Genomic DNA, 26,657 nt, shown 5'->3' with positions numbered 1-26,657 from the left:
AAATTTCCAAAACAGAGACTATCCGCTAATGGATAGTCTCTGCTGTGCTGTCCCGCTTAATTCGTGCTTGTACCTGCGCCCTCTGGAGCTGTAGTGCCCGCATCGGCCGGCTTCGTAGTACCAGCGTCCGCAGGCGGCGTGCCTCCTGCTCTGCCCGGTCCGCCTCCGGATCTGTTGCCTCTGCCGCCGCCTCCCGGCCCGCCCATACTGCTGCCGCCTGTGGTTACACCCGATGCATTCACCCAGGTCACCGTACCGGTGATGTCAAAAGCAACGAATTTACTGCCCCCGCTGTACGTCCCGCCGGTATACAATCCGTCTGTGACTGTTCCGGTAGAGCTGCCTCCGGTGTAGACGGTATAAGAGCCGTCCGTAAGCTCTGGAGCGCTGACCACTACGGTCTGGAAGCTCTTCGCCGGAGCGAAGGTCAGAATGGCCTTGCCGTCAGCGTCTTCCAGATGAACCATCGTTCCAGCCTGCTGAGTTGCTGCGAATTCCACGCTTACCGAATACTGGCCGGAGTCCTCGCCAGGCGCCTGTGCCATTCCTGATGCACCTGCGGCTACCAGGAATCCGCCTGTGATGTTGAAGGCTCCGTCATAATCAAGCGCGCCGTTACCGGAGTTCTCAGGACCATTCACAATGACGGTGCCGCCGGTCATAGTCACTGAGCCGTTGGAGTCCAGGCCATCGCCTGCGGCATCTACGGTCAAGGTGCCGCCGCTGATGGTCAGCAGGTTGCTGCCGGTGCTGCTGAACGAATCCTGAGCCTGCGTTTCTGCTGCCGCATTGGTATCGTTGCCTCCAGCCACATTGACGCCATCGTCTGTGGCGGTCACATGAATCTCGCCGCCTGAGATCGTGATGTCCGCCCCTTCTATCCCTTCATAGCTCCGCGTAATATTGACGGTGCCGCCCGATATGGAGACCAGTGCATCGGCGTGAATTCCGTCATCGCCTGTAGCGATCTGGAATTCTCCATCTGTCACGCTGATGTTTCCGTTACTGTGCAGCGCATCATCTGCGGCATCGACTGTAAAGCTTCCGCCGTTCACCGTCAGATCGCCGCCTGCTTTAATCCCTTTGGCGCTGACGGATTCCGTCTCTGTCGTCGCCGCGGTGTCTGAGGTGTCCGTCTGTGCCGCTGCCGCGGTGCCGCTCTCCGCTGCTTGGGAATGGTCAGCCGCCGGTGCAGCATCCATCGCAGGCGGTGTCCCCCCGTCTTCTCCCGGAGCAGGGAAGCTGCCGTCCTCCGGCCGCTGGCCGAAGCCGCCGCCGCCCATTCCCGGCCCGCCCTGATCGCCGGTCTTCACTTCGGCATTCACATAGCCGCCGCCAGTCACCAGCGAATAGGTGCCGCCGTCGATGACAGCAGCGGTCTCCGCTTGAAGCCCGTCATTACCGGCCGTAATATCAAAGGTCCCGGCAGCAATAGCGATGAAGCCCTTAGCGGCATCCTTATCATTGGTTGATTTGATGCCGTCACCTTCTGCATGGATTGTAATATTGCCGTCCTGAATGGCAATCATGTCCTTACCGACAATACCGTCATCCGCTGCCTTCACTTCGAGGGTGCCGGACATGATTTTCAGATCATCCTTGCCGGTGATGCCGTCGTTATAGTTGCCGGTAACCGCCAGCTTGCCGGTGCCGTTGATGGTCAGGTCCGCTTTGCTGAAGATCGCTGCGCTCGGCTCGTCCTCAGACCCTTCTGCGAATACGTAGGTGGCGGCATCGGTCACGCTGTTCTCTGTGCCTTCCTGCAAGGTGATAACCACCTTGCCCGCCTCCTTGATATAGATAGGAGCATTGTCTTTATCCGTCAGGCTCGCACCGTTCAGAACCAGCCGAACGGTCCCTTTTGCCTGTTCATCCACAATAATTTGCCCGTCGCTGAGGGTGCCGCTAAGCACATAAGTGCCTGCCTCCGTGATAGTGACCACACCGCCTTGCGCCTTGGCCCCTGCACCATCAACGGCAGCCGTTGTTCCTGACAGGGCAATCGCGGTTGAATCCGCTGCCGTCCAGGCGGTTGCCGTATCCTCTGCATCCCAAGTGACGAGATCTGCAGCCTTCGCGCTTGCCAGCTGCACGGCAGCAGAGGTAATGTTCGCCGCAGCTGTAATAGCTGTACCGGTACTATTGCTTGTATCTGCTGGCGTAGCGGCCTTAGTGCTGCATGCCGACATGACTGCGGCGCATAAGAGCACCATTCCAATTCTGCTCACTGTATTATATTTTTTCATTATGCTCATTCCTTTCGTATTCACACTTTAATAATCATTCATCGTTGGAGCCATCGTCAGTGAGAGATCCAGGTTCCCGTTACGTGTGCGGATGGCGTCCAGCAGCTCCTTCTGGCTCGTATGCTCATCAATCGTTACTGCATAGACCAGCTCATACAGGCTGCCCAGCTCCGTAGTTCTGATCTTCTTCAGCTCATAGGCCACATTGAAGGTGTTGAAGACCTCCGCGAAGGCTTCCTCATAGCCCAGATTCTCAGGGATCGTTACCTTTAGTGTCTTGTGCATCGACTGCTTGCGCCCGAAGCCCGTCCGGTTAAGCAAGACCATCAGCATGCAGAGGATCAGGGTGAAGAAGACCGCATAACCGAATGCTCCTACGCCGCAAGCCAGCCCGGAGGCCATAGTGAACAGGACAAAGGTGATGTCCTTCGGATCACCGGGGGCGCTGCGGAACCGGATGATCGAGAAGGCGCCCGCCAGGCTGAAGGCCCGGGCCACATTGCTGCCGATAAGCAGGATGATGATCGCTACAATAACCGGCAGCAGAACCATAGTCAGCGTGAAGCTCTGTGAATATCCGGCAGGGCTCGTCTTCATGTAGGTGAAGCTGATCAGCCCGCCGAGGATAATGGCAATGACGATGGTTAAGGCAGCATTCATGAATGTTAGTTCTGAAGTAGACTCAGCTACGGAAAATATCGAATCAAGCATAGCGGACACGCTCTCTTTCTGATTGGCTGTTTCGCAGCATTTTTTTGTATTCGTTGCCGTACTTGGAGAAGCTGGTGCGGTACATCTGATGCTCCGACAGCATCTTGGCCAGCCAGACCGGAATGGTCTTCTCCGCCTTCACTTCCATCAGCCATTGTCCCGGCTCCAGCAGCTCCTCACCATACACGCCATGCTCCATCTTCAGATCATACCGGCGGCAGCGGATATTGGTGTCGAAGGTGATGCGGAGATCGCGGTTATTTTTGCAGAACATAGCCTTACGGTCATAGGACAAATACAGCTTCGGCTGCAGATCATAGCGGGTCAGCATGTACTTGATCTCTTCAATCACCTGCTTGTTCATATAGCTCTCGAATACAGGCTCCCTGCCGCTCTCGATGAAGGCATAGGCTTCATCCAGCTTCAGCGGGGTTCTTCTTTTGTTAACCAGGCCCAGCACCTTCTTCTTGATCTCCAGATAGACTCTGGTGTCGCCTTCAGGAATGCCGTAGGCTCTGATGCGCAGCTTCTCCTTGTACTTCGGCTTCGCCAGACTGCTGCGGATCAGGGAATTCTGCGGGGTGTCATAATACAGATTGGTGATGGAATAATATTCGTGCTGCTTGTTGTATGCATCAGGCTCCATATATTCCAGCAGTTCGTGATAGAGCTTCAGATAGGATTCGTGGTCGAACAGATACTTGTTCTCGTAACGGTTGAAGACCTCAATAGCCATGGTGATCAGTTCCTTTCAGGGGAGTAATGGTTGCCGCTTGCTTATGGATGTATCTTAGCCCCCGAACCTTTAACGAATCTTAACGGGTTAAGGTTGATTAAAGGTCCCCTTGATATAATGGCATCAGCAGCAAATCCATTACTTAAGAAGAGGATGAGCCATCCCATGAGAATATTAATCGTAGAAGACGAGATCCATCTGGCGGAGGCCTTAACCCAAATCCTCAAAAAGCACCATTATTCGGTAGACGCAGTCCACGACGGCCGTTCCGGTCTTGATTATGCGCAGAGCGGGATCTATGACCTGCTGCTGCTGGATATTATGATGCCGGAGCTGGATGGAATCAGCGTGCTGAAGGAGTTGCGCAAGGACGGCTTCTCCACACCGGTTATCATGCTTACCGCTAAAGGAGAGATCAACGACATGGTGACCGGACTCGATTATGGAGCTGACGATTATATCGCCAAGCCATTCGCTTCAGAGGAGCTGCTGGCCCGTATCCGGGCTGCTCTGCGGCGTAAGGGCGAGGTGATTCCAGACGATGCCTTGAAATTCGGGGATCTGGAGCTGAATACGGCTAATCCGAAGCTGACGGTGAAGGGCAAGGAGATGAAGCTGAATCTGAAGGAAACGGAGCTGCTGGAGCTGCTGATCCTAAGGAAGCAGGCGGTCACCTCGAAGGAGCAGATCATTGAGAAGCTGTGGGGGTTCGATTCTGATGCGGAGCATAACAACGTGGAGGTCTATATTTCTTTTTTGCGTAAAAAGCTGACCTTCCTGAGCTCGGAGGTGCGCATCAGCACGATTAGGGGCGTAGGGTACGTGCTGGAGGCGAGTGTCTGATGTTCAATAAACTCCGGACCCGGTTCCTGATTGTCAATCTGGTCACCATCTCCATTATCATGCTGGCGGCCTTCGCCGCCATCTACATCTTCACGTACCGCAATGTGCAGGCTGACATCTATATGGCACTCCACCGGATTGCGGACATGCAAGAACGGGGTCCTGGCGACGGACAAGGCCCGCGCGGTTCTGGCGGCGGTGGCGGGGCAATGCCCACAGGCCAGGGGCCGATCGACCCTTACCAGCCGGAGCGTTCCGTCTCCTTCAAGGTGCAGACTGATGCCAGCGGCACGCTGACCGGCAAGGAATCGAAGTTCACCATGGACGATGAGCTCTATACCGCCGCGCTGAAGGAAGCGCTCAGCCAGGGCAAGGACACCGGCCGGTTCACACTGGACGGCAGCCGCTGGATCTTCATGGTGAAGCCTGCAAGCAGCGGACAACAGTTCGTCTTCATGGATATCACCGCCCAGCAGCAGATCCTGACGAACCTGATCTATACCTTCGCGGCTGTCGGCCTGCTGACGCTGGTCATCCTGTACTTCACCAGCCGCTACTTTGCGGGGCGCTCGATTGCGCCGGTAAGGGAAGCTTTTGACAAGCAGAAGCAGTTCATTGCCGACGCCTCCCATGAGCTGAAGACACCGCTGACGATCATTAACACCAATGCGGATGTACTGCTGGCGAACAGTGAGGATACAATCCGCAATCAGGCCAAATGGCTGCAGTACATCAAGTCCGAGACGGAGCGTATGACGCGGCTGACAGGTGATCTGCTGTATCTGACGGAGATGGATGACTCCCGGACCGGGAAGCTCCACAGCAGGTTCAACATGAGCGAGGCGGTAGAGAATATTATTCTGACCATGGAGGCGGTCATCTTCGAGAAGAATCTCTCCTTCGACTATGACATCCAGCCCGATCTTACCGTGCCGGGCAACAGCGAGCAGATCAAGCAGGTAGTGATGATTCTGCTGGATAACGCAGTGAAATATACGAATCCCAAGGGCTCTGTACACATCTCGCTCTATAAGGTAAACACCGGTGTGCTCCTCTCCGTCGCAAATACCGGGGAAGGTATTGCGGCGGAGCATCTGGCACGGATCTTTGACCGCTTTTACCGTACGGATACCTCCAGAGCGCGCAAGCAGGGCGGCTACGGCCTGGGTCTGGCTATCGCAAGGTCGATTGTGGACCAGCATAAAGGGAAGATCTATGCAAAGAGCGTAGCCGGAGAGTCTGTGACATTCTATGTGCAGTTGCCTTGAGGGAGCTGCAGCAGCTCCAGGCTCTTGCAGGCCGAGACTGAACGAAAATAAGGGTGCCCCCGTCAGCTATGTGCTATAGCTGGCTGGGGCACCCCCTTCCATATTGTAGCCTCAGTTAATTTCCAGATAATCAAGGTAAGCGTCCCAAGTCCCGTCATCGGCGGTAACCACCAGCTCAATCACCTGATTGCCGGTTCCATGGCTGACGTTGCTGATCGTATAGACCGCAGGGCTGCTTCCGCCATAGTAGAAGGTCCCCTTCGTCACCCCGCCGATTTTGAGATCCACCCTGGCCATATTGGCGTTATTGGAGGCTCCGCGCAGGGAGAAATTATGGGTGCCGCTGGTGAAATTCTGGGTGTACTTCACAGAATCATTATTCGCGTACAAGGCAACTCCGGAGAAGGGTGCGCTGATATTAGCAGTATATTGGCCCGCCTTAGTCATACTCTCCGCCTCTACCTTCGTTGCAGCGGGGCCAGGACCATTGCCGCCGCCATCAGGCGCAACCGCCCTGCCGGTGGACGGCGAGATCATGCCTGAACACAGGTTACGGTTCTTGAGATTCTGTGCAATCTGCGGTACCGCCTGGAGTGTGGTCTGGTATTGGTCATGCATCAGGATGACATCCCCATTCTTCATCGTGCCTACGGCGGACACAATCTGGCCGGTGCTGGCTCCGTTCCAGTCCTGGGAATCCACGTTCCAGAGCACTTCGGTAAGGCCGTTCTGGGCCTCAATGGATTTGAGAGTCGCGTTGGTAGCCCCGTACGGCGGACGGAACAGCTTCGGAGCAGTGCCGGTAATGGACTGCAGCGTCTGCTGGGTATTTGTAATCTCCGATGTGATCTGGGAGGTGCCCACCTGGGTCAGATTCGCATGTGACCAGGAATGGTTGCCAATCCACATCCCTGCGTTCTTCTGGGCCAGGACGAGCGAAGGATTATTCTGCGCATTCTGCCCGACATTGAAGAACGTGGCGCGCAGACCATTCTGCTGCAGAGCATTCAGCAGGTTCGTCGTGTTGCTTGGATTCGGCCCGTCATCATACGTTAGAGCTACATAGCCGGCCGAGCAATCGGCGGCGAACACCTTCTCCCCGCCCACCGCCAGCGACCCCACAAATAAAGACACCACCAGCGACCCGATAGCTGCCCATTGTATAGCTTTCATTCTAAACATTCTCCTAATTCCCCTCTCGGCTTGAATAGTTTGCTGACTGTAACCGTTAAGCAGTAAAATCTTAAGGATGAAGCCTTTTAGGCTGTAACTGTATGTATACGCTCCGTTGAAGTCAATCGCTTACATTAGTAATTATAGCAATAATTCCCTTTTTAAGCTAGATGTGATTCTTGTAGCTTCCCTGTTTTATTCAATAATTTTCCATAATTTAGACTTGTCCGGGATGAATAGGTTTTCATTTTACCCGTATGATATAAAGTTCGACTTTATCAAGAACCATATACGAGGAGGAAGATGAATGACCTTTGGTTTCAGGACACTGGGGAAAATGCTTTTGGCTCTAACACTGCTTGCAGGTACCGCCGCTATTGCCGGACAGCCGGTGAAGGCTGAGGGGGCAGCGAAGCTTTTTTATCACACCTCGGGCAGCCGGATTGTAGATTCGCAGGGGGACCCTGCCGTGTTCAACGGACTGAACTGGTTCGGCTTCGAGACGCCGAACTACTCCCCGCACGGATTATGGTCGCGTTCCATGGATGATGTGCTCGATCAGGTCCGCGCAGAAGGGTACAACCTGATTCGCCTGCCGTTCAGCAGTCAAATGTTCGACCCCGCTTCCCAGGCCAACAGCATTGATTATGCCAAAAACCCGGACCTGGCCGGTCTGACTCCCATCGAAATTATGGATACCTTAATCGAAAAAGCCGGCCAGCGCGGCATTCAAATCTTCCTGGACCGGCACCGTCCCGATTCCGGCGGGCAGTCGACGCTCTGGTATACCGCCGCATATCCTGAATCCCGCTGGATCAGTGACTGGGTGATGCTGGCTGCACGTTATGCGAATAATCCTACGGTAATCGGTGCCGACCTGCATAATGAGCCTCACGGCACAGCAAGCTGGGGGACCGGTGATCTCAGCACAGATTGGCGGCTCGCGGCCCAGCGGGCAGGGAATGCCATCCTTGCGGTGAATCCGCATTGGCTGATCATCGTCGAAGGGGTCGAGCAGAATGTGCAGGGTAACACCAGCAAATACTGGTGGGGCGGCAACCTCACCGGGGTGCGGAATTATCCGGTAACGCTTACCGTGCCGAATCAAGTGGTGTATTCTCCGCATGATTACGGTCCCGGGGTAGCGGAGCAGCCGTGGTTCAGCGATCCTGCTTTTCCGGCGAACCTGCCTGCGATATGGGATCAGACCTGGGGCTATATCAGTAAAGAGAACATCGCCCCTCTAATTATGGGTGAATTCGGAGGCCGCAGCGTGGACACCCTCTCGGTGGAAGGGAAGTGGCAAAATAAACTCGTCGATTACATCGGTACGAATGACCTTTACTGGACCTACTGGACACTGAACCCCAACAGCGGGGATACCGGCGGTCTGCTGCAGGATGACTGGGCAACCTGGAACCGGCCGAAGCAGCTCATGCTGAACCGGATCATGAAGACGGTCACCTTCCCTCCTATTGAACAGCCTGGAGGCCCAGGAACAGGACCTGTAACCGCCACTCCGCTCTACCGCAGTGATGAGACCGGCAACAATGTGGGCTCCATCCGGGCAAGTCTCCAGCTGAAGAGCACTTCCACCGTCCCCGTCCCGCTCAGCCAATTCACGATCCGTTACTGGTTCACCCAGGACGGCAGCTCTGCGCACACCATGGAGATTGACTACGCCGTCGTCGGCAAAAACAATATCCAGACCACCATCGTTCCGCTCACAGTACCGGTCCCGAACGCCGACGCTTACGCGGAAATCTCCTTCAAGGATGGAGCAGGGACCCTGGCTGCTTCCGGCTCAACCGGAGAGATCCAGTTCCGCATTCACAAGGATAACTATGCGAATTACAGCCAGGCTAACGATTACTCCTTCCGGCCGCTGCTGACCAGCTTCACCGCCAATGATCGGATTACTGTGTACCATAATGGCACGCTCATCTACGGCATAGAGCCATAAAACAAAAACGCACGGGTACAGAGAGATTCGCCCTCTGCCCGTGCGTTTTTGTGATTGTGGGCCCAGGCTACTCTGCCTGTTCCTCCAGCCTCGCCCGCATCTGCGCATAGGCCTCCGGGGTGCCGACATCCTCTATCGTGCCCTCCGTATAGTAGGCCCGCATCTCCTGACGGGAATGCAGCCATTCGGGAAAATAACTCGGCGCATCCGGGTTGCCCCCTTCAGCCAGATAACGGGAGAACAGCGGCAGCGTAGACCGTTTGTAGATGTACAGCGCGAATACGCCAATGTTGGAGCGGGGCGCCTGCGGCTTTTCCTCCAGGGATAAGACCCGATTCTGCGCATCCAGCTCCGCCACACCGATACTGCGCAGCTCTTCTGGATCATCCACCGTCCGCACCAGAATACAGTCGGTATCCACCTTGTGAAAATAGTCCAAATACCCAGCGAGGCCGAAGCCCAGCACATTATCGCCAGCCAGCACCAGCAGATCCTCCTGCGGCTGCACCCGCTCCAGCACAAACTGGATATCGCCAATCGCGCCTAACCGCCCCTCGGGAGAAGAAGTGCCATCGTTCAGGATACGAACCGGCTTGCTCCCCCGGTACTGCCCGGCCCACTGTTCAAAAGCATGGAAAAACCGCTCATTCGTCACCACAAGAATCTCCGAAATCTCCTCCAGCACCTCCAGCCGCGCGGCCAGCAGATCCAGAATGGTCCGCTCACCCTGCACCGGCAGCAGCGGCTTAGGGGTATCTAATGTTAAGGGATACAGACGGGTAGCATACCCCGCAGCCAAGATTAATGCGATCATTCGCTTATCGCTCCTCTATCCGGTTCGGCAAACAGGGATTGGGAGAGCATAGCCATCGTCTGTTTGTATACAGCATGGGCGGCTTCGGCATCGCCAAGGAATCCGCCCATATACAGATGAATTACACCGTGCAGTGAGGACCATATGACGGCGACAAGAGCCCCGGTCTCTTCCTTGTCCGAAATAAGCCCCTGCTGCTGGGCGGTAATGATTAGAACCTGTAGTCGGCGTATGGCGGTCAACGTTCCCTGCATACTCTCCGCATCCGGCTTGAACTCGGCAAAAGCCCCTCCGAACATCAGCTTGTAGTAGCTGCTGTAATCCTGTCCGAACTGCCAGAAGGCTTCGCCCAGCTCCAGCAGATGCTGCCGGAGGTCAGCAGACGGCGGCACCTCATCAAACCGCCGGGCCAGCAGTTTGCAGCCCTCCAGATAGAGCTGCTGGGCCAGGCCCTCTTTATTGACAAACAGACTGTAGATAATCTTCGTGGAACAGCCCATTCTTTGCGATACTCTGCGTACAGTAACGGCCTCCGGCCCCTCTTCCTGCAGGATGGCTGCGGCGGCATCTACCACTAGCTTACGGAGATTTTCTGTATTTTGCAGGCGGGCTTCCTGATAGGTCTTCAGTGTCCGGCCCGTGGGTGGTGCCGGCTTATCTTCGTTATGAATAGGAATCACCTTCATTCGGTTATCAATGTTATTGACCAGCAACAGGGTTGCCGGGTTCTAACAGGAATTCTAAACATTCGAACATAGGATGTCAATTGAACCCTTACGCGATAAAATCAGGTTGACACATGTGTGATGTTTTAGTTACTATGATTCACATAGGTAACGTTGTTACCAAAACAAAACATCGGTTCAAAAGGAGTAGGAAAAATGAATATTAAAGGGAAATGGTCATTGGTCACCGGAGCCTCTTCGGGAATCGGAGAACAGTTCGCAAGACAATTAGCCAAGGAGGGCAGTCATCTGGTGCTTGTAGCCAGATCCAAAGGCAAACTGGATGCACTCGCAGCCGAATTGACCCGAAGCCATGGAATTCAGTGCCGGGTGATTCCCCAGGACCTATCGCTCGAAGGCGCTGCCGGAGATTTGTACCAGCAATGCCAGGAGCTTAGCTTGAATATCGACCTGCTGGTGAACAATGCGGGTTTTGCCACCCATGGCCTGTTCGAGCAGATCTCCGGCGAGCGCCAGCATGAAGAGGTCATGCTCAACGTAGCCGCTGTAGTCGATATGACGCATCTCTTCCTGCCCGGAATGCTCCACAGAGGAGCAGGCGCTGTGATCAATGTATCGTCTACCGCAGGCTTTCAGCCGCTGCCTTACATGGCGGTCTACGGGGCGACCAAAGCTTTTGTCTTGTCCTTCACCGATGCCCTTTACTGGGAGAATCGGGATCGCGGCGTACAATTCTTCGCCCTGTGCCCAGGCTCGACAGAGACCAATTTCTTCAACGTGGTAGGTACGGAGGATGCCTCTGTCGGCGGCGCAAAAGACTCACCCGAGCGGGTAGTGGCTCTTACACTGCGTGCTATGGCCAGAGGGAAACAGTACGTTGTTCCCGGATTCCGCAATTACCTGGGTGCCCAGATTACCCGGTTCATGACCCGCAGACAGAGTCTGCGGCTGGTCGGGGGTATGCTTCGCCCTGCCTCGAAAGAGCACTAATGGACAGCCGTCATAACCCTGAAGGAACATTGTATGGTGTCACCGCTGCCCTAAATCAAGTATCTCACTGCAACTTTTAAGCAAACAAAAAGCAGCTCATCCGGGCAGGAGGGCTGCTCTTGTGGTTGGAATTACCGCTACGCGCGCGGACGATATGCTACGCCGTCGATCTGGACCTTAAGTCCATCCGGGCCTCCCACATGCGCGAACTCGGTGGAGATCGTTTTGCGGGCAGGGTACTTGCCTTGGAATCTGCGCTTGAATACCTCTTCCATAACTGGAATCTCCCATACATCCCGCAGCAGAATGTCCACTTTCACCACATCTGTAAGTGTAAGTCCCACCCGTCCGAGACGATCACTCATGTCATTCAGCGCACCTTCCACCTGCTCTTCCACCGTTCCGCCCACATTGCCTACACAGAAGCTCAGGAAAACAAAATCCCCCGCCTCTACAAAACCGGAGTACGCATACTCCTCATTCACATCATGTCTGGTGATCCCGCCCATACTGGTTCTTGTCCCCTTATCGCCTGAGATATGATCAGTATAGCGGAATAAACCGAACATTTGTTTGTATTATTTTTTGCAGGGATAGTTCATGAAAAAATCCGAATCTGGACTCCCGCATCCGGAGGTTCATGAAGCCCCAAAACAACCTGCGCCAGACAATCTGCCAGCACCTCATCATACCGTCGGCTCTCTTCTGCCGTCACTTTTCCACGCAATGCTTCAAATGACGCCAGACAACGCTTGAAGTTGCTATCGTGTCTGGACTGGTGGGCCAGTCTTAAAGCTTGCATCATCCAGTCCATCGCCTCCGGGAGTCTGCCTCCCCGCTTGTGATATAGAGCCAAATGATAGCAATAATTCAAATAATAAGAGAGATTCCCTGCATCTTCATAGTCCCCAAACCCGGCACTCTGCTCCGCGAACGTATGCAGCAGATCATCCACATCTAACCCGTAATCCACCGCAGCCTGCAAAATTGTCCCTAACCCCGGCAACAGCTCCTCCGGATGATCCTGCAAGAAACAGCGATATTCCTCCAGAAGTCCATTCTTCCCTGAGAGAATATCCACCATATACAAGTTAGCACGTGCCAAGCCTCTGAACTCCTCGGCAATCGTCTCCCCTTCTACCCCCAAATCCTCCATCCAGCCAAGCTCAGCATAGCGGTATATCATCTCTCTAGCCTCGTCATACTTCTGCTGCTTCTGATAAGCGATGCCCCGCATTAGATGACTGAACCCGAAATAATAGACAAGCGGACGCTGCATGTCCATAAGCGGTACCGGAAGCCCTTTAGCCTTGTGATACTGCCGCTCCTCATAGATGCACTGCGCATAGCTGTGGAGAATACCTGCCGTATTCAGCACCTTATTCCAATCCTCTAAGCGATTTGCCATTTCCAGCATTTCAACGATAATGTCGGGATTGAGTAATTTCAGAATAGAAGGGCGCATGATGGTGCCTCCTTTTTCTTTATCAAATAGTTGAAAAGTAGTACAATAAATTAAATATACTACTATAAAGTAGTATTATCAATTACTTTTACCGCCTTTGCGACCCTGCTATTTAAGCACGTACTCTCCTAACCTTTAGGAGAGGTGATTACTATGACAGACTTACGAAACACGGTCGGAGACCGAATGCGCGCTATAAGAAAGGCCCAAGGATTAACACAACAGCAATTAGCCGAGCTAGCCAACTTGGATGATGCGTACATAGGAGCAGTTGAACGCGGAGAGCGAAATTTTTCTATAGATACCTTGGAGAAGATCGTAAACGCATTACAAATTCAACCCAGCGAGTTATTTCTCCATTCTCAGGATCTCAACGAGACTGAAGCTGCACAGCGGAAAGCCCTTGATGAATATGCGGTTATTGTCAGCGGGTTGAGCGTGAAGCAAATCAGCTCTTTGCAGAGGATTGTTAGCGAGGTAAAAGGAGCTTTTGAGGCATAAGTATTCCTGAGGTGATCCCATGAATTTACCAGAAAGTGTAGGAAATCGGATACGTGAACTCAGAAAGGCTAAAGGATGGACCCAGGAACAACTGGCGGAAGCTGCGTCACTTCACTACAGCTATATAGGTGGGGTTGAACGCGGAGACCGCAATATTTCTTTGGAGACTCTGGAGAAAATAATAGCTGCTTTCCAAATCCCTGCTGAAGAAATTTTCCGTTTCGAGGATCATACCGACCGCCGCAAGGCGTTAGATGAACATATGACTTTGATAAGTAGCAGGAGTACAAACGAGATAGAAGCTCTTACCAAGATCAATCGGGAAGTGCTGGCTACACTGGATATTCAACCTGAAAAAAGTAACGGGGTACTTTGGAGATGCGCACGGACCATTGTTTAATGCTTGAGTTTTGGTGACGGCACCCTTACATATGAAATCTAACTTAGCTAGAATCTGATTGGAAAGGCGAATAGTATTATCTCTGAGCGCTTTGCTAGAACCTCAAGATAATAAAAACAAAACCATGACTCAATGAGCATGGTTTTGTTGAAGAAGCTTCACTTTCTTTTTCGTCTGCTAAAAAAAATGCTGATATTATGAAGCAGAATAGCGATGCTTATCGCTACCAAAAAATAATAGTTGTCATTTTTATCCGCCAAAAGCAGTGCGGCTGCCAATAAGGTAAAGGTAGTTATAAGACTAAGTGAAACACTTTGAGGACTGCGATCTTTTTTATAAGCTGAGTAAATGCTATAGTAAGCAAGCCAAGCGATACCCATTCCTATAAGTATATTTAGTATCATAGTAGATCAAACCCAACTAATAGATTTTATAGTTTAACCATATAAGTATAAGCTTTCTGCATATCATTCTTGGCAGTATTAAATGAATTAATAGTTATACCTGCAAGAACTGCCACAGGCGCACCAGCAGCAACCCATCCCCATCCAGTCCAAAGAAGTATAGCCCCCGTCCATCCTGATGCAACAGCTTCAGCGTACATTACATATTGAGCCTGTCTAAAGTCTGCGTAAGAATGGCTAAACAAATCCACTGCGTTTTTAGTAGTTGGAAACCAAGTGTTGCTTGGCTTAATACCACTCTTGTACACATGAGCGCCTTCTGGTTCTCCATGTGAGTTATTGTTCCCAATCCAATTATAATTCATTGACTGGTAGCCAGTAAATACATAAGAGGATAAATCGTTTGTACTGTAGTAATGACTAAGCCATGTTATGCCCCCAGTATCTTGTAATGGTGTGATAAGTGGGTTAGTGACGGCATTTAAATCTCCGATATTCAATTCTTCGTCATTGACTAAAATCTTATGATTTAAGTTATCATAAAATATTTCCGATGTAGTTGAGTCATCTTGGAAAATTGTCTTATAACTCTCTACGTTCTCATATTCAGGTAATAGTGTAAAATCTCTTGTCGTTGTAACTGTTGTAGTTAAACCTTCAGTTGCCTCAATTATCTTTACCGTATGTGTTTTAGCTACTGACCCAATTAAATCCCCCTCTTTTGAATAAATGTCGCTAGTTTCCGTAATTACTTCAGTTGTTGGTTTGGTTTCTGCTGCATACACAGAAGGATTAACACCAACGAAGGCAATTGCCAATGACAATCCTAAACTCGCTAAAATTTTCATCTTCTTCAATTCTCAAATCTCCCCTCCAAATAATTTATAATTACAGATATAAGTATGGATGATAACATTTTTGGTTTCATGAGTATTAAATACTAAATTTTATCAATTAAGCGATTTAAATGGTAAGGTGCTTTCGATTCAATTTTGTGTTTTTCTTTACATAGTTCGACTTTTAACAACAAAAATAGAGTTACATAGAGTAACCCTTGAATTTTATTCTACTTATTTTGTATATAAAGACCCACATTTATTAGCCTTCTACAAATTCATAAGCCAAGCGTCTCAGTAACGGTGAATTTGAAAATGATCGAGGTGCCACCAACTACAACTATCCCCCTTCACTTTCCCCACATGCCACAATACTGGGCTGGCACGTAATCAGATAACCTCTCCAATTAGCACCCTTATAAAAATACGGGACTACCCATATACAGGCAGCCCCGTCTGATTCGGCCTAATCCAGCTCCGCGCGCGAGAACAGATCGCGGATGAGCTCATCGTCCTCACAGGCCCGCTTGAAGGCAATGGCGAACTTGACCAGCGCCTCGCCGTCAGAGGAATAGGCGCAGAACATATCCGCTTCCGGGTCAAACCGGATGATCTGGGCCAGCTCAGGCATCCGCTCCTCCAGGAAGACCGCTGCCAGAGAGGCCCAATCATACCCGCCCCCTTCGAAGCCCTCGTCTTCCCTCGCGGCGAATACTTCTGTCTTATAGCTTCCTGCGTTCAGAATCACGGACTTGCCGCCGTTATCCTGTTCCACGATAATAAAAGGCTTCAGATCCGCTGTTCCCCTTGCCCCAGCTTCCTTCAGCTTACGAAGCAGTTGTTCCTTCGCCTCATCCGTGAACCGGAGCGTCCCGTTCGTGTTCACGATCATGCCTTGGCGGACCCGGTCATCCAGCCAGTCCGTGATGAATCCAGGGGCATATCCGCCTGTGCTGAATTCACCGCCGAACGCGATCATTTTGGAATACACCTCAAGATATTGGTCACGGTTCGTATTCGGATAGGCGCTGGTGTAGAGCCAGAATTGCAGATCATACATCAGAGTGGAGCGTTCATCTGCATGAAGACTGAAATGCCCCTTCTCCTCAACGATGGCGGTGCAGATCCTGCGGATGATGCCCTCTATATTGTCCACTTCCGTCACCTTATCGCACAGTTCTTGAAGCAGCGGAGAGAACTGCGCAGAGGCCACCTTCGTCAGGTCTGCCTGCTTGTCCTCTTCAGAGGTATCGAACACCTCATCGTTCACCAGCCCGCGGATGAAGGTCTCGAAGTCGGGGGCCAGGAATGTTATCTCGTAATTGCCCTCCTGATCCACATGAATCACCTCAGGCTCCCCCTCCGGCCCGCAGTGGCGGTAATCCAGCATAATGACATCATGTCCGGCAGAAGGACAGTCGCCGAAGACCACGCCAATATCGGGATAACCCCACTCCTCAATCATGAAGCGGCTGCCCAGGTCTCCGCAGAGGGAGTAGCTTTTGTCACGGCCGATTCCGGCTATCCCCGAGATCGCAACATGATCCTCCGCCCAGCACGTAGATTCACTCACCGGAAAACAGGTATTGCGCGGAATCCCCCCGTTATGCTGCTTCATCATGGCGATATAAGAGGCCGGCAGCTTATAGCCAAGCTCTTCCTCGACTGAAGCAATCAGCTCGTCACTGGGCAGCGGAGAGACATACTCCTTCAAGGCATAGTCGCTGTCCTCCCAGAAATCTGCACAGAAATCAAGGAAAGACCCAAGGTCTCTGCCGCCGCTCTCTCTGAGAAATTTAGCATTATGTATCGCTTCGGCGCGTCTAGCCTGCTCTCTGGCCTCCCGCTGCGCACCCTCCCGGCTATACTCCAGCATCGCCTGAATATCTCCGTCTCCCGGCTCCAATTCATCTGCACGTGCAAACGCTTGGACCGCCTGCTCGTACTGCTTCAGATGATAATAGGAATATCCTATGCGAAAATGCCACAGCGGATCGTCCGCGCCCTCCTCCGCCACACTAAGCAGCAGCTCCAGCGCTTCCCCGTATTGGTCCAGGTTATTGTAGGCCCGGCCTAACCGGCTGGTTAACTCATACCCTCTCTCGTCTACCGGAATCTCCAGAATGCGGTCCACGATCTGCTGGTGTTTATCCTCTTCATGCCAACGCTTGAATTGTGCAAGCAATGCTTCATCCATCTCTGTAGCCTCCCTGTTTAGACACTGCAAAGCAAGCCCGTCCCCAAATCCCGCAGGCGCGCTTGCTGTCAGTTCATTTCCTACTACCCATTCACCGGAAATTCAGGAAATTAAACAGGCCCCTGGATCATCCCCTGATCCCTAACGGTGCGGAGTGCTTCTCCAGACTCATACTTCGGGCGGCTGATCAGCTTCGCACAATACAGCTCAGGCACCTGCAAAGGTCAATGTCACGGTTGTCCCCTGCCCCGGCGTGCTGTCAATGGCGATGGAGCCGCCATACCGTTCCATGATCGCTCTGGCAATAGCCAGGCCCAGACCCGAGCCTCCCTGCGAGCGGCTCCGCGAATGCTCTGTACGGTAGAAGCGTTCGAAGATATGCGGTAGCTGCTCCGCGCAGATCCCGATTCCGGTATCGGCTGCAGTCAGCACCACCCTGCCATCTTCCAAGCGGGAATGCCTGATCACCACCGTTCCGCCTTCCGGCGTATACTTCAATGCATTCTCGATGATGTTGCGGAGTACCTGATAGCAGGCGCTGCCCGGTATCCTTACCAGTACCTCCTGTCCGCTGGAGCCGCTGTCATAATCAAGCTCTACGCCGGGATTAACATGAACCGTCTGCGGCAGCAGCTCGCTTAGCGTGGTCTTCAGACTGCAGACGCCCTCCCCGTCCTCCGGCACGAATGCCTCTGCCTCCGCTTCGGCAAGCAGCAGGAGCTGGGAGATCAGCGCCTTCATCCGCCGTGTCTCATCCATCATGAAGGCCAGCGATTCATCCAGCACCTCCGGCGACTGCTTGCCCCAGCGCTGAATCATATGAGTATGGCCCTCAATAATAGCCAGCGGTGTCTTAAGCTCATGCGAGGCATCCGCGATGAAGCGGCGCTGCTGATCGAAGGAGACCTCCAGCTTATGCAGGAATCCGTTGAAGGTCTCCCCCAGCTGCTGGAGTTCATCCTTAGCGGCGGGAACCTGTACACGCCGCGATAAGCTGTTCGTTCCGATGCTGCGGACTTCGCCGATCATACTGCGGATGGGCTTCAGCGCCGAACGGGAGACCAGCCCCCCGGCGATTACCGCCATTCCCGCAGCCAGCAGCAGGCCCAGCAGCAGCAGCCGGCCTACCTCCTTCTGGGCGGTGGCACTGCGCGACTGTCCGCTGTCTGTAAGCTGAAGCCGGACAAGGCCATACACCGGCAGCGATATCTCCTTCTCCGCCTGATATACATCCGAGCCGGGTTCTGGCTCCCCTTCCCTCGCTTCGGCAAGCACGCGCCCGCGGGCATCCAGCATCTGCAGCACCTGCCCCTTCTCCAGCTCAGGAGCGAACATGGAGAAATCCGGCTTCAAAAAAGCTGCCGCACCGCCCCCCCGGCCCAGTCCGGGCTGAAGCAGGGACGGCAGAAATTCCACTTCGCCGACCCGAAGCTCGAACTGCTTCAGCTTGGCATCCAGCACCCGTGTTTCCTGGCTGTCTGTCCAGTGCTTGAAGGTAATATAGACAAATCCGCTGACCACTGCCGCAACAGCCAGCGCCGTCAGCGCAATCGAAGCACTGACCTTACGGGAGAATGTCCATGGCTTCATTCCCTCACCTCAATCTCTCAGGATATAGCCGCTGCCACGGACGGTATGGATCAGCTTCTCCCCGAAGCCCTCATCCACCTTCATACGCACATACCTTATGTACACATCTACCACATTCGTCTCACCTTCATACGAATAGCCCCATACCAGATTGAGCAGTGCCTCACGGTTCATCAGCCGGTTCTTATGGACCAGCAGACAGTGCAGCAGGTCGAATTCACGCTGCGAGCATTCAATCTCGCGTCCGGCCCGGCTGACCCGGTGGGCGGCCGTATCCAGCATCAGATCCTTAGCGCACAGCACCTCATCCCCTGGTTCAGCCGCATGCAGCCTTCGCTGCAATGAACGCATGCGGGCCAGCAGCTCTTCGATAGCGAACGGCTTCGGCACATAATCGTCAGCCCCGGTATCCAGTCCCCTTACCCGGTCACTGACCGTGTCTCTGGCCGTGAGCATAATAATCGGAGTCTGCTTGACCGCACGTACCCGCTTGCAGACTTCGATTCCGCTGATGCCCGGCAGATTCAAATCCAGCAGAATCATATCATAATGCTCGCCCAGCGCCTTCTCGGCACCTGTAATTCCATCCCCTGCAACCGTGATATCGTAACCCTCATAGAGCAGCTCCAGCTCCAGCAGGCGGATCATGGCCGCCTCATCCTCAATGATCAATACGCGTTCCTTCAACCCTTGTCCACCTCTTTACAAGATCAGTTCTGCATCAGCGATAACCCTGCCATAGCTTTAGCGTGAATCTGATAGGTACCTGCGCCAATCCGTCCATGTGCCTTGTGATTCTTCACAGTCAGCGGGAAGTCCGTTTCAATCTCGTCAAAACCTGACTCCGCATCCACCTCGACTCCCGCTCCTCCCGGCCAGGCCAGCTCCAGGTCTCCTACCGCCGTAGTCACTGTCCAATTGCCCCCGATTTTCCGGCTCTCCACCTCAATATTCCCCGCCACGGTAGACGCACGGACCGCAGCCAGCGCATCCTTCACCGTGAGATTCCCGTTGACCGCCTTCACTGCCAGATCTCCCGAGATCTGCGAAGCCTGCACATTGCCATTGGTCAGCTTAACCTCAACGCTGCTCTTCGCTTCCGAGACCTGAACGTCACCGTTGACCGTATGCAGAACAAGCTCCTCCGGGATGCCGGTAGCGGTGATATTGCCATTCACTGACGATAATTTGATTTTACCTGTACTAGAAACTTTTGACAAAGAAAGATTGCCGTTCTCCGTCCTTGCCTGCAGCTCCGCCTTCATGCCCTGCGGCAGGGTTACCGTCAGCTCCAGGCTCGGCGACTGGTGGTTGCCATAGAATTCGCTGTACGTCTCAATCTCCAGATTAGCTCCTGTGCCCGCCTTCATCCCGGACTTGTTAGCGATTTCCTTTGCCACTTCTGCCGTCGCCTGATGGACAACCACCGTCATCTGGATCTCAAGCTCCTTGACATTGCCCTGCTTGATCTCAATATTACCGTTGGTATTCTTAATAGAGACACTGTCCGTCCCGGCAGGCAGCGGGATGTAAGTAGTACCTTTGTCAAAAGAATACCCGGCATCCCCGGAAAATGAGCCCGCCCCCTCTGCCTGCCACGATTCAATAACCTCAGCAGCAGTAGAGATCGCCCCGGAAATAGATTCTGGTAGGGACACAGACGCACCCGAGACGGATTCGGTGACCCTATCAGGAGCTGCAGAGACTGTGGCGCCCGCAGGCGCAGAGACGAAGCCTTCCTCGCTCAACTGCCTAGCTTCGGCCGCCCCGCCAATCCCCTTGCCTATGTATAAGAATACCGCCGCCAGAGCGACACCCGTAAGCAGCCTTTTCCAAGTAACCTTCATCTTCCCATCTCCTCCATCCTTGTGATTACTCTTAGGTTATACCGGATTAGATGAGAAAGACTTTGCAGGAAGATTAGAGTTTGATGAGAAAAAAAACAGCCGGGAATTCATCCTCCCGGCTGTTCAGCTTCAATTCTATTCCATTCCGTACGCCTGAACGCGGCATTTCCTTGCCCGCTACCCCTGCTTAATCGGCGCTGTGAGAATCATCTTCCCGCGCGGGGTAACACCTGCGCCATCCGGCTCCAGTGTAACGGCTATAGTATCATAGGCCTTCGGGTCAAAAGAATAATATAGTGCCCCGTTTCCGCCCTGTGAGATGAATGTGCCCGCATTGACCGGCGAGTCCCCTTTGATTAGCCATACCTGATAGACCTCGGTGCCGGTAAGCTCCGGCAGATCCTCTGCCTGAAGCACAAGGTGGGTGCCGGTAGGGTCCGCGACAATCGTTGCTGTACCCTTGGCGTTAACCCCTTCTCCAGCCGGACTAAGCGCTACCGCCTCATTCACCTTAAGCCCCTGGAGCGGTCCGGTGCCGGAGGCCAGCCGCTCCTTCAGCTCGGACACATTCCCGCGCAGCTGGCCGGTGTAGACGACCAGGAGCAGCACAGCCACAGCCAGTCCAAGGCTCAGGTACCCCCAGAAGCGGGTTCTCTTGGGCTCCGGGATGCTTAATTGGGGCAAGCCCTGCTCTGCCGGAGGAGTCCCCGCTGGCTCATGCTCCGCCGCCCGCTCTGCATCAGGCTGGATATTCAGCAGGCGGGTCTCCGGCCGGGCAGCCGGTGCAGCCGCATTCCCGGACTCCAGCACCCGTGACAAAATGCGCTCCTTCATGCCGGAGGGCGGGTCTGCCGGCTCAGAGGCAAGCGGAAGATGGTCCAGTACCTGCCGGTATTCCTCCACCAGCTCCCTGCATTCCGCGCATTCTGCCGCATGGGCAGCGAATTGCTGCATTTCCTCCGCCGTCAGTGCGCCCAGCGTATATAATTCAGCCAACTCACAGAGTTCCTCATTGTGTTCACTCATGTGCATGATCCCTCCTTCCCCAGTGCCGTAACGATTTGTGAAGCTGCTTCATCGCCAGCCGGACTCTTCCCTTGACCGTTCCCAGCGGGATAGCCGCAAGCTGCGCTACCTCCTGCTGAGTGTAGCCCTGGTAATAGATCATATCCATTACCTGCTGCTGGTCGCGGCTTAATCCCAGCAGCGCCTCTCTGATCTGTTCCCCTGCCATCTGCAGCTCAACGAGATCCTCGGTCAGCACACCATGGTCCTGAACCTGCTCCAGATTCCCGGTATCGGCGGATTGCCGCGGCAGCCTGGCGTCCCGCTTACGGAGGTAATCGATCGCCAGATTGCGGGTCACCGCGAACATCCAGGTGAGCAGCTTGCCTTTGCCGAAGTCAATCTGCCCCGCATTCTTCCACAGTCGCAGGAACAGCTCCTGCATAACCTCCTCGGCAGCCATCGAATCCTTCACGATCTGGTAAGCAAAGCTATAAATGACCCGTTCATACCGGTCATAGAGCAGTTCGAGGGCATTCGAGTCTTTCTGTGCAATAAGCAGAATTAACTGCTTATCGTCAGCTGTGTCATTCAATTGCCATCCCCCATTCAACAGACAATATAGTAGTGCCAGTGGTTCCATGCTGAAAAACCTGCGTCCACTGAGTATAACCGCTTTGCACAACCGTCTCAACCTGCCGGGCTGACGGCTGACGGCATGCGGCTGCAGTTATTGAAGCCCTGGCCGCTTCCATATATGATAGCTATATCATATCCGCAAAGGGAGGAGCATTTCCGTGGCCGTACTGATTAATGAACAGATTAAGGCAGCCGAGGTCGAGCTGACCGGGCTGAAGGGCGAGAAGCTTGGCACCGTGGCCAGAAGCGAGGCTCTATCCATGGCCAGAGCCGCAGGGGCCGACCTGGTCTGCACCTCGCTGATGAGCAGCCCGCCGCCCTGCAGCCTGGTCGCCAAGGGCAAAGGCAAGGCGGCAGCGCAAGCGGCCCGCAAGGGCGATACCAGCCGTCCGCAACAAGGCGGCGGAAGCAGCCGGGAGAAGGTGAAGGAGCTGCGCTTCACCGCCCATATCGAAGAGCATGACTACGACACGAAGCTGCGTCAGGCGGACAAGCATCTGCGCTCCGGCAAGCCGGTGCAGCTTGTCGTGAAGTCCTCCGGCGCCAAGGAAGCCGCCGCTGCGAAGGCAGTGCTGGAGCGGCTCGTGGCCGATCTTAAGGAGGCCGGAACCAAGGCCTCCGGGCTGCAGACCAGCGGCAAGGGCGCACAGGTTAGAGTTAATCCGCGTACGTAAGTTTTCTTATAAACGAACACTTACGCCTGAATGATGTGCGGGTTCAGAACTGGCTGGACTCTACTTCTGTTGCACTTTGTACATTAGCCGACCCCGAAATTGGCCTAAAAATTGATTCTATTGCACTCTGTACAGCAGAATCTGGACAAATAAGGGCTTTCGGGCAGAATTCAAGAAAACCATTGTATAAAATACAACAGATGATTATTTAGCTTAGCTAAGCCCGAATTCTATTGCAGAAAATACAATCAGTCTAAAAAACTGCTCCAATGCCGCATGAGACAGCGATAGGGAGTCCTGCTCATACACAACAGGTGCCATCCTATAAGGACGGCACCTGTTACTAAAATACGGCTTAGCAAGCCGTAATCTCTAATCTTCCGATCTTCTTCCGATCTTCTTCCATGCTTCTTCCCAATTATATACTCCGCTCATCCTCCGCTCATTTCCCTCCGCCGTTCATCGCCCGTCTGCTCAGCCTATAGTTATTTCCTGCCTTTAAGCCGCTCCACAAACCGCTCCTTCGTCAGCACATGCAGCAGTTCCCCGTTGCAGTCCTCATAATCTCCGGTCAATCCGGCCAGCTCCTGCTCCACCCGGAAGCCCAGCTTCCGGAGCACCCCGAGCGACGCGGTATTGCGCCGATCTGCCTTGGCGTATAGCTGCTCCAGTCCGATCACATCGAAGGCGTAGTCCGCCAGCGCCGCAGCGGCTTCGGTAGCATATCCCCGGCCCCAGTGTTCACGCCCGATCAGATAATACAGCTCTGCATCCGGCGCCCTGAACTCCAGCACACCGGCCCCGCACCAGCCGATCAGCTGCCCGGTCGCCTTATCGCAGATGGCAAATGAATACTTGAACGGCAGCTCAAACGGCGTATGATAGCTGAACATCAGCCAGCGGAACATGCCCTCATACTCATGCCTCGGCATGACCTCCATATGCATGAAGGCCAGCACCTCCGGGTTCTGCATGAGCTCGAACGAAGCCATCAGATCACTTTCCATATAGGGACGGATGATTAACCGCTCTGTTTCGAGCTTCATCCTGGACAATGCCAGATTCATAATACACATAACCTCACCTTCGAGTTCTATCTGCCACCCAGCATAATTCAGGGGAAGGATAGTCCACAAGGTAAAAGACAGTTTAATCCGTTTGCCCCCTGCCGTTATTCCACAGCGTACGGAAGGAAGGGCAGTCCCGGATCAGGGAATCGAAATCCCCCTCCCCCGCCAGCCTGCCTTGCTCCATGACCAGAATCTGGTCCACGCCGCTGATGAAATTCAGCCGGTGTGCGATAATAATGACCGTCTTATGCCTGAACTCCGCGAACACCGTCTCCATCAGGCTGCGCTCCGTAATATTATCCAGGGCCGATACCGGCTCATCGAGGATGATCAGATTCCGCTTTTGCAGGATCGCCCGGGCAAAAGCCAGCCGCTGACGCTCCCCGCCCGACAGCTTCAGCCCCCGCTCCCCAACCCTCGTCTCCAGCTTCTCCGGCAGCTCCAGCACCTTATCCTTCAGGTGAACCTTATCCAGTACCGCGTACAGTTCTTCATCCGGGACATCTTGCTCAAACACCATGTTGCCCCTGATGGTGGTGTCGAAGATCGGACTGTCCTGCGACAGATAAGAGATGTGATCATAGTAGCTGTCCAGACTCAGCTCATCGATATCCGTGCCGTCGACCAGCAGCTCACCGCCGCTTTTTTTGAGCAAGCCTGTAATCAGCTTAATGACCGTTGACTTGCCGCTGCCGCTTAGTCCGACCAGAGCCACTGAGGTTCCGGGCGCAACCGTGAAGGACAGCCGGTCCAGCACCTGCACCTCTCCATAGCTGAACGTTACATCCTTGAATTCGATGCTGCCCTGTAGCTGCGCAAGCGTCTTGCCCTGCTCCAGATTCGGGTCCTCCGGGGCATTCAGGAAGTCCTCGAACCGCTGATAGGTGACCCTGTTCAGCTTATAGCCGACGAATAATACGTTGAAGATGGCGATCGGCGTATAGATTTTCTCAATGAACATGAACAGCGCGACCATGACCCCGATTGAAGCCTGCCCGGAGACGACATTCTTCACACCGTACAGCAGAACAACCACCTTAATGACCGTAATGAACAATTCGAACAAGGCGAAGAAGGATTCATGAATCATCTGCAGCTTCGCGCTCTGCCTGATGATCTGTTGTGCGGCTCTGTTCAGTCTGCCGATCTCCTGCGTGTACTTCTTGTTAGTGCGGAAGACGACCAGCTCCATGAAGCCGCGGACCCCGTACCGGGACATGGCCTCCTGCTGCATAAGCACCGATTCCTTGATCCGGTAGAGAACTTTGAGCAGAACATTCGTTAACCCGAAGATAACCACGTACCCGCCCGCAATCACCAGCATGATTCTGAGGTCATAGTAGCTGATGAAGAGCAGACTGAAGAGAATGGTGGGCAGCAGCTCATGCAGCGTCTTCAGGATAAAAGAAAACAGGATACTGTTCCCGGCCGCCGCGCCGTTCTCGATCACCTTAATCATCTGGCCTGTGCCCATGTTCTGGTAGGCGGAATAATCCATTCTGGAGATTTTGGACAAGGCCATAATCTTCAGTCTTTCTGTGATGCTGTAGGGCAGATAGGCGCTGGGATATTCATCCGCATAATTCAGCAGGACGTTCAAGCCGAGCAGCACCCCGTAGAGGACAACCCCGTAGAGGATTTCACGGAAGCCCGTTCCCGCCACCGCCTGATCCAGAATCCGCTGAAAGACAACAATGCCCAGGCTGCTTAAGAGCTGAATGGCGAAGCCGAGACCTATATACAGTGCGGCCCACCCTCTGAGGTGGACAAGACATTTTTTTAACATGATTACAATCTCCAATCTTATTCATAAGAGTATGGCAAAAAGCCGGGAACTCTCCCCGCCACCCCGCGCCAAAGACTCCTGCCTCAGCAGTATAGTCTTCAAGCGGAATAACTCAGTGTCCCGGCTCACAAAGAATGACCTTCCAGGCACCGTTCAAGAATCCAGTTAACTGTGACCAAGAGGACAGACCTCCCCCTTGGTGGCTGGTACGCGTTCTACCCAGCCCGATAACTAGTTCCTTGCGACGGTACGGAATGGCATCCATTTCACCTCTTAGATAAGATTGACTATCATTGTATGCTTCGTCCAGACTAGCCGTCAAGCCCTAGTGCTTAGTCTCTTTTGCCGCATCCGATTCTGCATCGGGACCGGCCTCTGAAGCGGCATCTGCTTCGGAAGCTTCGTCTGCATCCTCGCTGTCCTCGTCCGCAGCGGCCAGCGCCGCCTTCTCACTGCGGCTCCATTCCAGGAATTCGATGGTATCCTGATCCTCAGGGTCCAGCTTGTTCGCCTTCTTGAACGCCTTGATCGCCTGGTCGTACTCGTCCAGATAATAGTGGGCGTAGCCGACACGGAAATGCCACAGCGGGTCTTTTTTACCCTGATCTGCCGCTTTATTGAACCATTTAAGCGCTTCCCGGTAGCGGCCCAGATTGTTGAGCGCCCGGCCCAGATGTACCGCTAGCTCTTCATCGATCAGCGGTGTCGGCACCTCTTTGATGCGGGATACGATTTCTTCATATTCGTCCGCCTCATGCCAAGCGTTCAATTGCGCGATTAATTCTTCTCTCATTACCCATAGCCTCCCGGTTA

The 26,657-nt window shown here is 53.6% G+C and carries 25 protein-coding genes; 7 read left to right on the top strand and 18 right to left on the bottom strand.

From position 1 onward, the window contains the following. Positions 1-56: 56 nt before the first annotated feature. From MKX63_RS05760 to MKX63_RS05750, 3 genes are read right to left on the bottom strand one after another with little or no spacing between them, the layout of a single operon-like run. Entirely contained in the window at positions 57-2,255 is a 2,199-nt protein-coding gene (locus MKX63_RS05760; protein WP_341015865.1) for a carbohydrate-binding domain-containing protein, read from the bottom strand. An 18-nt stretch (positions 2,256-2,273) separates the two neighbouring features. Further along, on the bottom strand, positions 2,274-2,957 hold the full coding sequence (locus tag MKX63_RS05755; RefSeq protein WP_341015864.1) for a DUF4956 domain-containing protein: 684 nt from the start codon (positions 2,955-2,957) through the stop codon (positions 2,274-2,276). Then, positions 2,950-3,693, bottom strand: a complete 744-nt coding sequence (locus tag MKX63_RS05750) for a polyphosphate polymerase domain-containing protein (protein ID WP_341015863.1) — start codon at positions 3,691-3,693, stop codon at positions 2,950-2,952. Before MKX63_RS05750 ends, MKX63_RS05755 begins: the two co-directional genes overlap by 8 nt. 165 nt (positions 3,694-3,858) lie before the next feature. Here MKX63_RS05750 and MKX63_RS05745 point away from each other — a divergent pair, with 165 nt between their 5' ends. Both MKX63_RS05745 and MKX63_RS05740 read left to right on the top strand, forming a co-directional pair. Next, positions 3,859-4,536, top strand: coding sequence for a response regulator transcription factor (locus MKX63_RS05745; RefSeq protein ID WP_341015861.1), 678 nt, complete (start codon positions 3,859-3,861; stop codon positions 4,534-4,536). Then, positions 4,536-5,804 carry a sensor histidine kinase gene (locus MKX63_RS05740; protein ID WP_341015860.1) on the top strand — a complete coding sequence of 423 codons (1,269 nt, stop codon included), beginning with the start codon at positions 4,536-4,538 and terminating at the stop codon, positions 5,802-5,804. The genes MKX63_RS05745 and MKX63_RS05740 overlap by 1 nt, the downstream gene beginning before the upstream one ends. A gap of 111 nt (positions 5,805-5,915) precedes the next feature. On the opposite strand, the gene MKX63_RS05735 is transcribed toward MKX63_RS05740, so the two are convergent. Next, positions 5,916-6,986, bottom strand: a complete 1,071-nt coding sequence (locus MKX63_RS05735; protein WP_341015858.1) for a polysaccharide deacetylase family protein — start codon at positions 6,984-6,986, stop codon at positions 5,916-5,918. Positions 6,987-7,284: 298 nt separating this feature from the next. Here MKX63_RS05735 and MKX63_RS05730 point away from each other — a divergent pair, with 298 nt between their 5' ends. Continuing rightward, positions 7,285-8,940, top strand: a complete 1,656-nt coding sequence (locus MKX63_RS05730; RefSeq protein WP_341015856.1) for a cellulase family glycosylhydrolase — start codon at positions 7,285-7,287, stop codon at positions 8,938-8,940. 67 nt (positions 8,941-9,007) lie between these two features. On the opposite strand, the gene MKX63_RS05725 is transcribed toward MKX63_RS05730, so the two are convergent. Both MKX63_RS05725 and MKX63_RS05720 read right to left on the bottom strand, forming a co-directional pair. Continuing rightward, positions 9,008-9,754, bottom strand: coding sequence for a nucleotidyltransferase family protein (locus tag MKX63_RS05725; RefSeq protein WP_341015855.1), 747 nt, complete (start codon positions 9,752-9,754; stop codon positions 9,008-9,010). Continuing rightward, positions 9,751-10,440 carry a TetR/AcrR family transcriptional regulator gene (locus tag MKX63_RS05720; protein WP_341015854.1) on the bottom strand — a complete coding sequence of 230 codons (690 nt, stop codon included), beginning with the start codon at positions 10,438-10,440 and terminating at the stop codon, positions 9,751-9,753. Before MKX63_RS05720 ends, MKX63_RS05725 begins: the two co-directional genes overlap by 4 nt. A gap of 195 nt (positions 10,441-10,635) precedes the next feature. Between MKX63_RS05720 and MKX63_RS05715 the strand changes: the two genes are divergently transcribed. Then, positions 10,636-11,430: an SDR family NAD(P)-dependent oxidoreductase gene (locus tag MKX63_RS05715; protein WP_341015852.1), complete on the top strand. Its 795-nt coding sequence runs from the start codon at positions 10,636-10,638 to the stop codon at positions 11,428-11,430. A gap of 137 nt (positions 11,431-11,567) precedes the next feature. Here the strand turns inward: MKX63_RS05715 and MKX63_RS05710 are convergent, their stop codons facing one another. Together MKX63_RS05710 and MKX63_RS05705 are read right to left on the bottom strand one after the other, a co-directional pair. Then, positions 11,568-11,999: a RidA family protein gene (locus MKX63_RS05710; protein WP_341015850.1), complete on the bottom strand. Its 432-nt coding sequence runs from the start codon at positions 11,997-11,999 to the stop codon at positions 11,568-11,570. 29 nt (positions 12,000-12,028) lie between these two features. After that, on the bottom strand, positions 12,029-12,895 hold the full coding sequence (locus MKX63_RS05705; RefSeq protein WP_341015848.1) for a DNA-binding protein: 867 nt from the start codon (positions 12,893-12,895) through the stop codon (positions 12,029-12,031). 153 nt (positions 12,896-13,048) lie between these two features. Between MKX63_RS05705 and MKX63_RS05700 the strand changes: the two genes are divergently transcribed. Both MKX63_RS05700 and MKX63_RS05695 read left to right on the top strand, forming a co-directional pair. Further along, the gene (locus MKX63_RS05700; protein ID WP_341015847.1) at positions 13,049-13,396 is read left to right on the top strand and encodes a helix-turn-helix domain-containing protein; all 348 of its coding nucleotides are present in this window, start codon (positions 13,049-13,051) and stop codon (positions 13,394-13,396) included. Between the two features lie 19 nt (positions 13,397-13,415). Next, positions 13,416-13,796, top strand: coding sequence for a helix-turn-helix domain-containing protein (locus MKX63_RS05695; protein ID WP_341015846.1), 381 nt, complete (start codon positions 13,416-13,418; stop codon positions 13,794-13,796). A 430-nt stretch (positions 13,797-14,226) separates the two neighbouring features. Here MKX63_RS05695 and MKX63_RS05690 read toward each other — a convergent pair whose 3' ends face one another. The 7 genes from MKX63_RS05690 to MKX63_RS05660 all read right to left on the bottom strand — a co-directional run bounded on the left by MKX63_RS05690 (position 14,227) and on the right by MKX63_RS05660 (position 22,270). Then, a complete protein-coding gene (locus MKX63_RS05690) occupies positions 14,227-15,057 on the bottom strand; it encodes a hypothetical protein (RefSeq protein ID WP_341015845.1) in 831 nt (276 codons plus the stop codon). A 445-nt stretch (positions 15,058-15,502) separates the two neighbouring features. Then, positions 15,503-17,233 carry an Imm51 family immunity protein gene (locus MKX63_RS05685; RefSeq protein ID WP_341015844.1) on the bottom strand — a complete coding sequence of 577 codons (1,731 nt, stop codon included), beginning with the start codon at positions 17,231-17,233 and terminating at the stop codon, positions 15,503-15,505. A 207-nt stretch (positions 17,234-17,440) separates the two neighbouring features. Beyond that, positions 17,441-18,823 (bottom strand): sensor histidine kinase, encoded by a 1,383-nt coding sequence (locus MKX63_RS05680; protein WP_341015843.1) that lies wholly within the window; start codon positions 18,821-18,823, stop codon positions 17,441-17,443. 9 nt (positions 18,824-18,832) lie between these two features. After that, positions 18,833-19,510: a response regulator transcription factor gene (locus MKX63_RS05675; protein ID WP_341015842.1), complete on the bottom strand. Its 678-nt coding sequence runs from the start codon at positions 19,508-19,510 to the stop codon at positions 18,833-18,835. Between the two features lie 23 nt (positions 19,511-19,533). Continuing rightward, positions 19,534-20,670, bottom strand: coding sequence for a DUF4097 family beta strand repeat-containing protein (locus tag MKX63_RS05670; protein WP_341015841.1), 1,137 nt, complete (start codon positions 20,668-20,670; stop codon positions 19,534-19,536). 177 nt (positions 20,671-20,847) lie between these two features. Further along, positions 20,848-21,696 carry an anti-sigma factor domain-containing protein gene (locus MKX63_RS05665; protein WP_341015840.1) on the bottom strand — a complete coding sequence of 283 codons (849 nt, stop codon included), beginning with the start codon at positions 21,694-21,696 and terminating at the stop codon, positions 20,848-20,850. Then, a complete protein-coding gene (locus MKX63_RS05660) occupies positions 21,689-22,270 on the bottom strand; it encodes an RNA polymerase sigma factor (protein ID WP_341015839.1) in 582 nt (193 codons plus the stop codon). The genes MKX63_RS05665 and MKX63_RS05660 overlap by 8 nt, the downstream gene beginning before the upstream one ends. A gap of 202 nt (positions 22,271-22,472) precedes the next feature. Here MKX63_RS05660 and infC point away from each other — a divergent pair, with 202 nt between their 5' ends. After that, a complete protein-coding gene (gene infC / locus MKX63_RS05655) occupies positions 22,473-22,988 on the top strand; it encodes a translation initiation factor IF-3 (RefSeq protein WP_341015838.1) in 516 nt (171 codons plus the stop codon). A gap of 485 nt (positions 22,989-23,473) precedes the next feature. Here the strand turns inward: infC and MKX63_RS05650 are convergent, their stop codons facing one another. From MKX63_RS05650 to MKX63_RS05640, 3 genes are all read right to left on the bottom strand, one after another. Then, positions 23,474-24,034, bottom strand: a complete 561-nt coding sequence (locus tag MKX63_RS05650; protein ID WP_341015836.1) for a GNAT family N-acetyltransferase — start codon at positions 24,032-24,034, stop codon at positions 23,474-23,476. A gap of 103 nt (positions 24,035-24,137) precedes the next feature. After that, positions 24,138-25,844 carry an ABC transporter ATP-binding protein gene (locus MKX63_RS05645; RefSeq protein WP_341015835.1) on the bottom strand — a complete coding sequence of 569 codons (1,707 nt, stop codon included), beginning with the start codon at positions 25,842-25,844 and terminating at the stop codon, positions 24,138-24,140. Between the two features lie 325 nt (positions 25,845-26,169). Then, complete coding sequence (locus MKX63_RS05640; RefSeq protein WP_341015834.1) at positions 26,170-26,637, bottom strand: tetratricopeptide repeat protein; 468 nt, start codon at positions 26,635-26,637, stop codon at positions 26,170-26,172. Positions 26,638-26,657: the final 20 nt, after the last annotated feature.

Source organism: Paenibacillus sp. FSL R7-0179 (genome assembly GCF_038002265.1).
Taxonomy (GTDB): domain Bacteria; phylum Bacillota; class Bacilli; order Paenibacillales; family Paenibacillaceae; genus Paenibacillus_AQ.
Note: the sequence above shows the minus strand (reverse complement) of the source record. Positions and strands in the feature narration are given on the sequence as shown.

Bases quoted from the DNA above. Each gene is read 5' to 3' on its own strand.
- MKX63_RS05760 (WP_341015865.1), bottom strand. From the start codon at position 2,255: ATGAGCATAATGAAAAAATATAATACAGTGAGCAGAATTGGAATGGTG.
- MKX63_RS05755 (WP_341015864.1), bottom strand. From the start codon at position 2,957: ATGCTTGATTCGATATTTTCCGTAGCTGAGTCTACTTCAGAACTAACA.
- MKX63_RS05750 (WP_341015863.1), bottom strand. From the start codon at position 3,693: ATGGCTATTGAGGTCTTCAACCGTTACGAGAACAAGTATCTGTTCGAC.
- MKX63_RS05745 (WP_341015861.1), top strand. From the start codon at position 3,859: ATGAGAATATTAATCGTAGAAGACGAGATCCATCTGGCGGAGGCCTTA.
- MKX63_RS05740 (WP_341015860.1), top strand. From the start codon at position 4,536: ATGTTCAATAAACTCCGGACCCGGTTCCTGATTGTCAATCTGGTCACC.
- MKX63_RS05735 (WP_341015858.1), bottom strand. From the start codon at position 6,986: ATGTTTAGAATGAAAGCTATACAATGGGCAGCTATCGGGTCGCTGGTG.
- MKX63_RS05730 (WP_341015856.1), top strand. From the start codon at position 7,285: ATGACCTTTGGTTTCAGGACACTGGGGAAAATGCTTTTGGCTCTAACA.
- MKX63_RS05725 (WP_341015855.1), bottom strand. From the start codon at position 9,754: ATGATCGCATTAATCTTGGCTGCGGGGTATGCTACCCGTCTGTATCCC.
- MKX63_RS05720 (WP_341015854.1), bottom strand. From the start codon at position 10,440: ATGAAGGTGATTCCTATTCATAACGAAGATAAGCCGGCACCACCCACG.
- MKX63_RS05715 (WP_341015852.1), top strand. From the start codon at position 10,636: ATGAATATTAAAGGGAAATGGTCATTGGTCACCGGAGCCTCTTCGGGA.
- MKX63_RS05710 (WP_341015850.1), bottom strand. From the start codon at position 11,999: ATGTTCGGTTTATTCCGCTATACTGATCATATCTCAGGCGATAAGGGG.
- MKX63_RS05705 (WP_341015848.1), bottom strand. From the start codon at position 12,895: ATGCGCCCTTCTATTCTGAAATTACTCAATCCCGACATTATCGTTGAA.
- MKX63_RS05700 (WP_341015847.1), top strand. From the start codon at position 13,049: ATGACAGACTTACGAAACACGGTCGGAGACCGAATGCGCGCTATAAGA.
- MKX63_RS05695 (WP_341015846.1), top strand. From the start codon at position 13,416: ATGAATTTACCAGAAAGTGTAGGAAATCGGATACGTGAACTCAGAAAG.
- MKX63_RS05685 (WP_341015844.1), bottom strand. From the start codon at position 17,233: ATGGATGAAGCATTGCTTGCACAATTCAAGCGTTGGCATGAAGAGGAT.
- MKX63_RS05680 (WP_341015843.1), bottom strand. From the start codon at position 18,823: ATGAAGCCATGGACATTCTCCCGTAAGGTCAGTGCTTCGATTGCGCTG.
- MKX63_RS05670 (WP_341015841.1), bottom strand. From the start codon at position 20,670: ATGAAGGTTACTTGGAAAAGGCTGCTTACGGGTGTCGCTCTGGCGGCG.
- MKX63_RS05665 (WP_341015840.1), bottom strand. From the start codon at position 21,696: ATGAGTGAACACAATGAGGAACTCTGTGAGTTGGCTGAATTATATACG.
- MKX63_RS05650 (WP_341015836.1), bottom strand. From the start codon at position 24,034: ATGAAGCTCGAAACAGAGCGGTTAATCATCCGTCCCTATATGGAAAGT.
- MKX63_RS05645 (WP_341015835.1), bottom strand. From the start codon at position 25,844: ATGTTAAAAAAATGTCTTGTCCACCTCAGAGGGTGGGCCGCACTGTAT.
- MKX63_RS05640 (WP_341015834.1), bottom strand. From the start codon at position 26,637: ATGAGAGAAGAATTAATCGCGCAATTGAACGCTTGGCATGAGGCGGAC.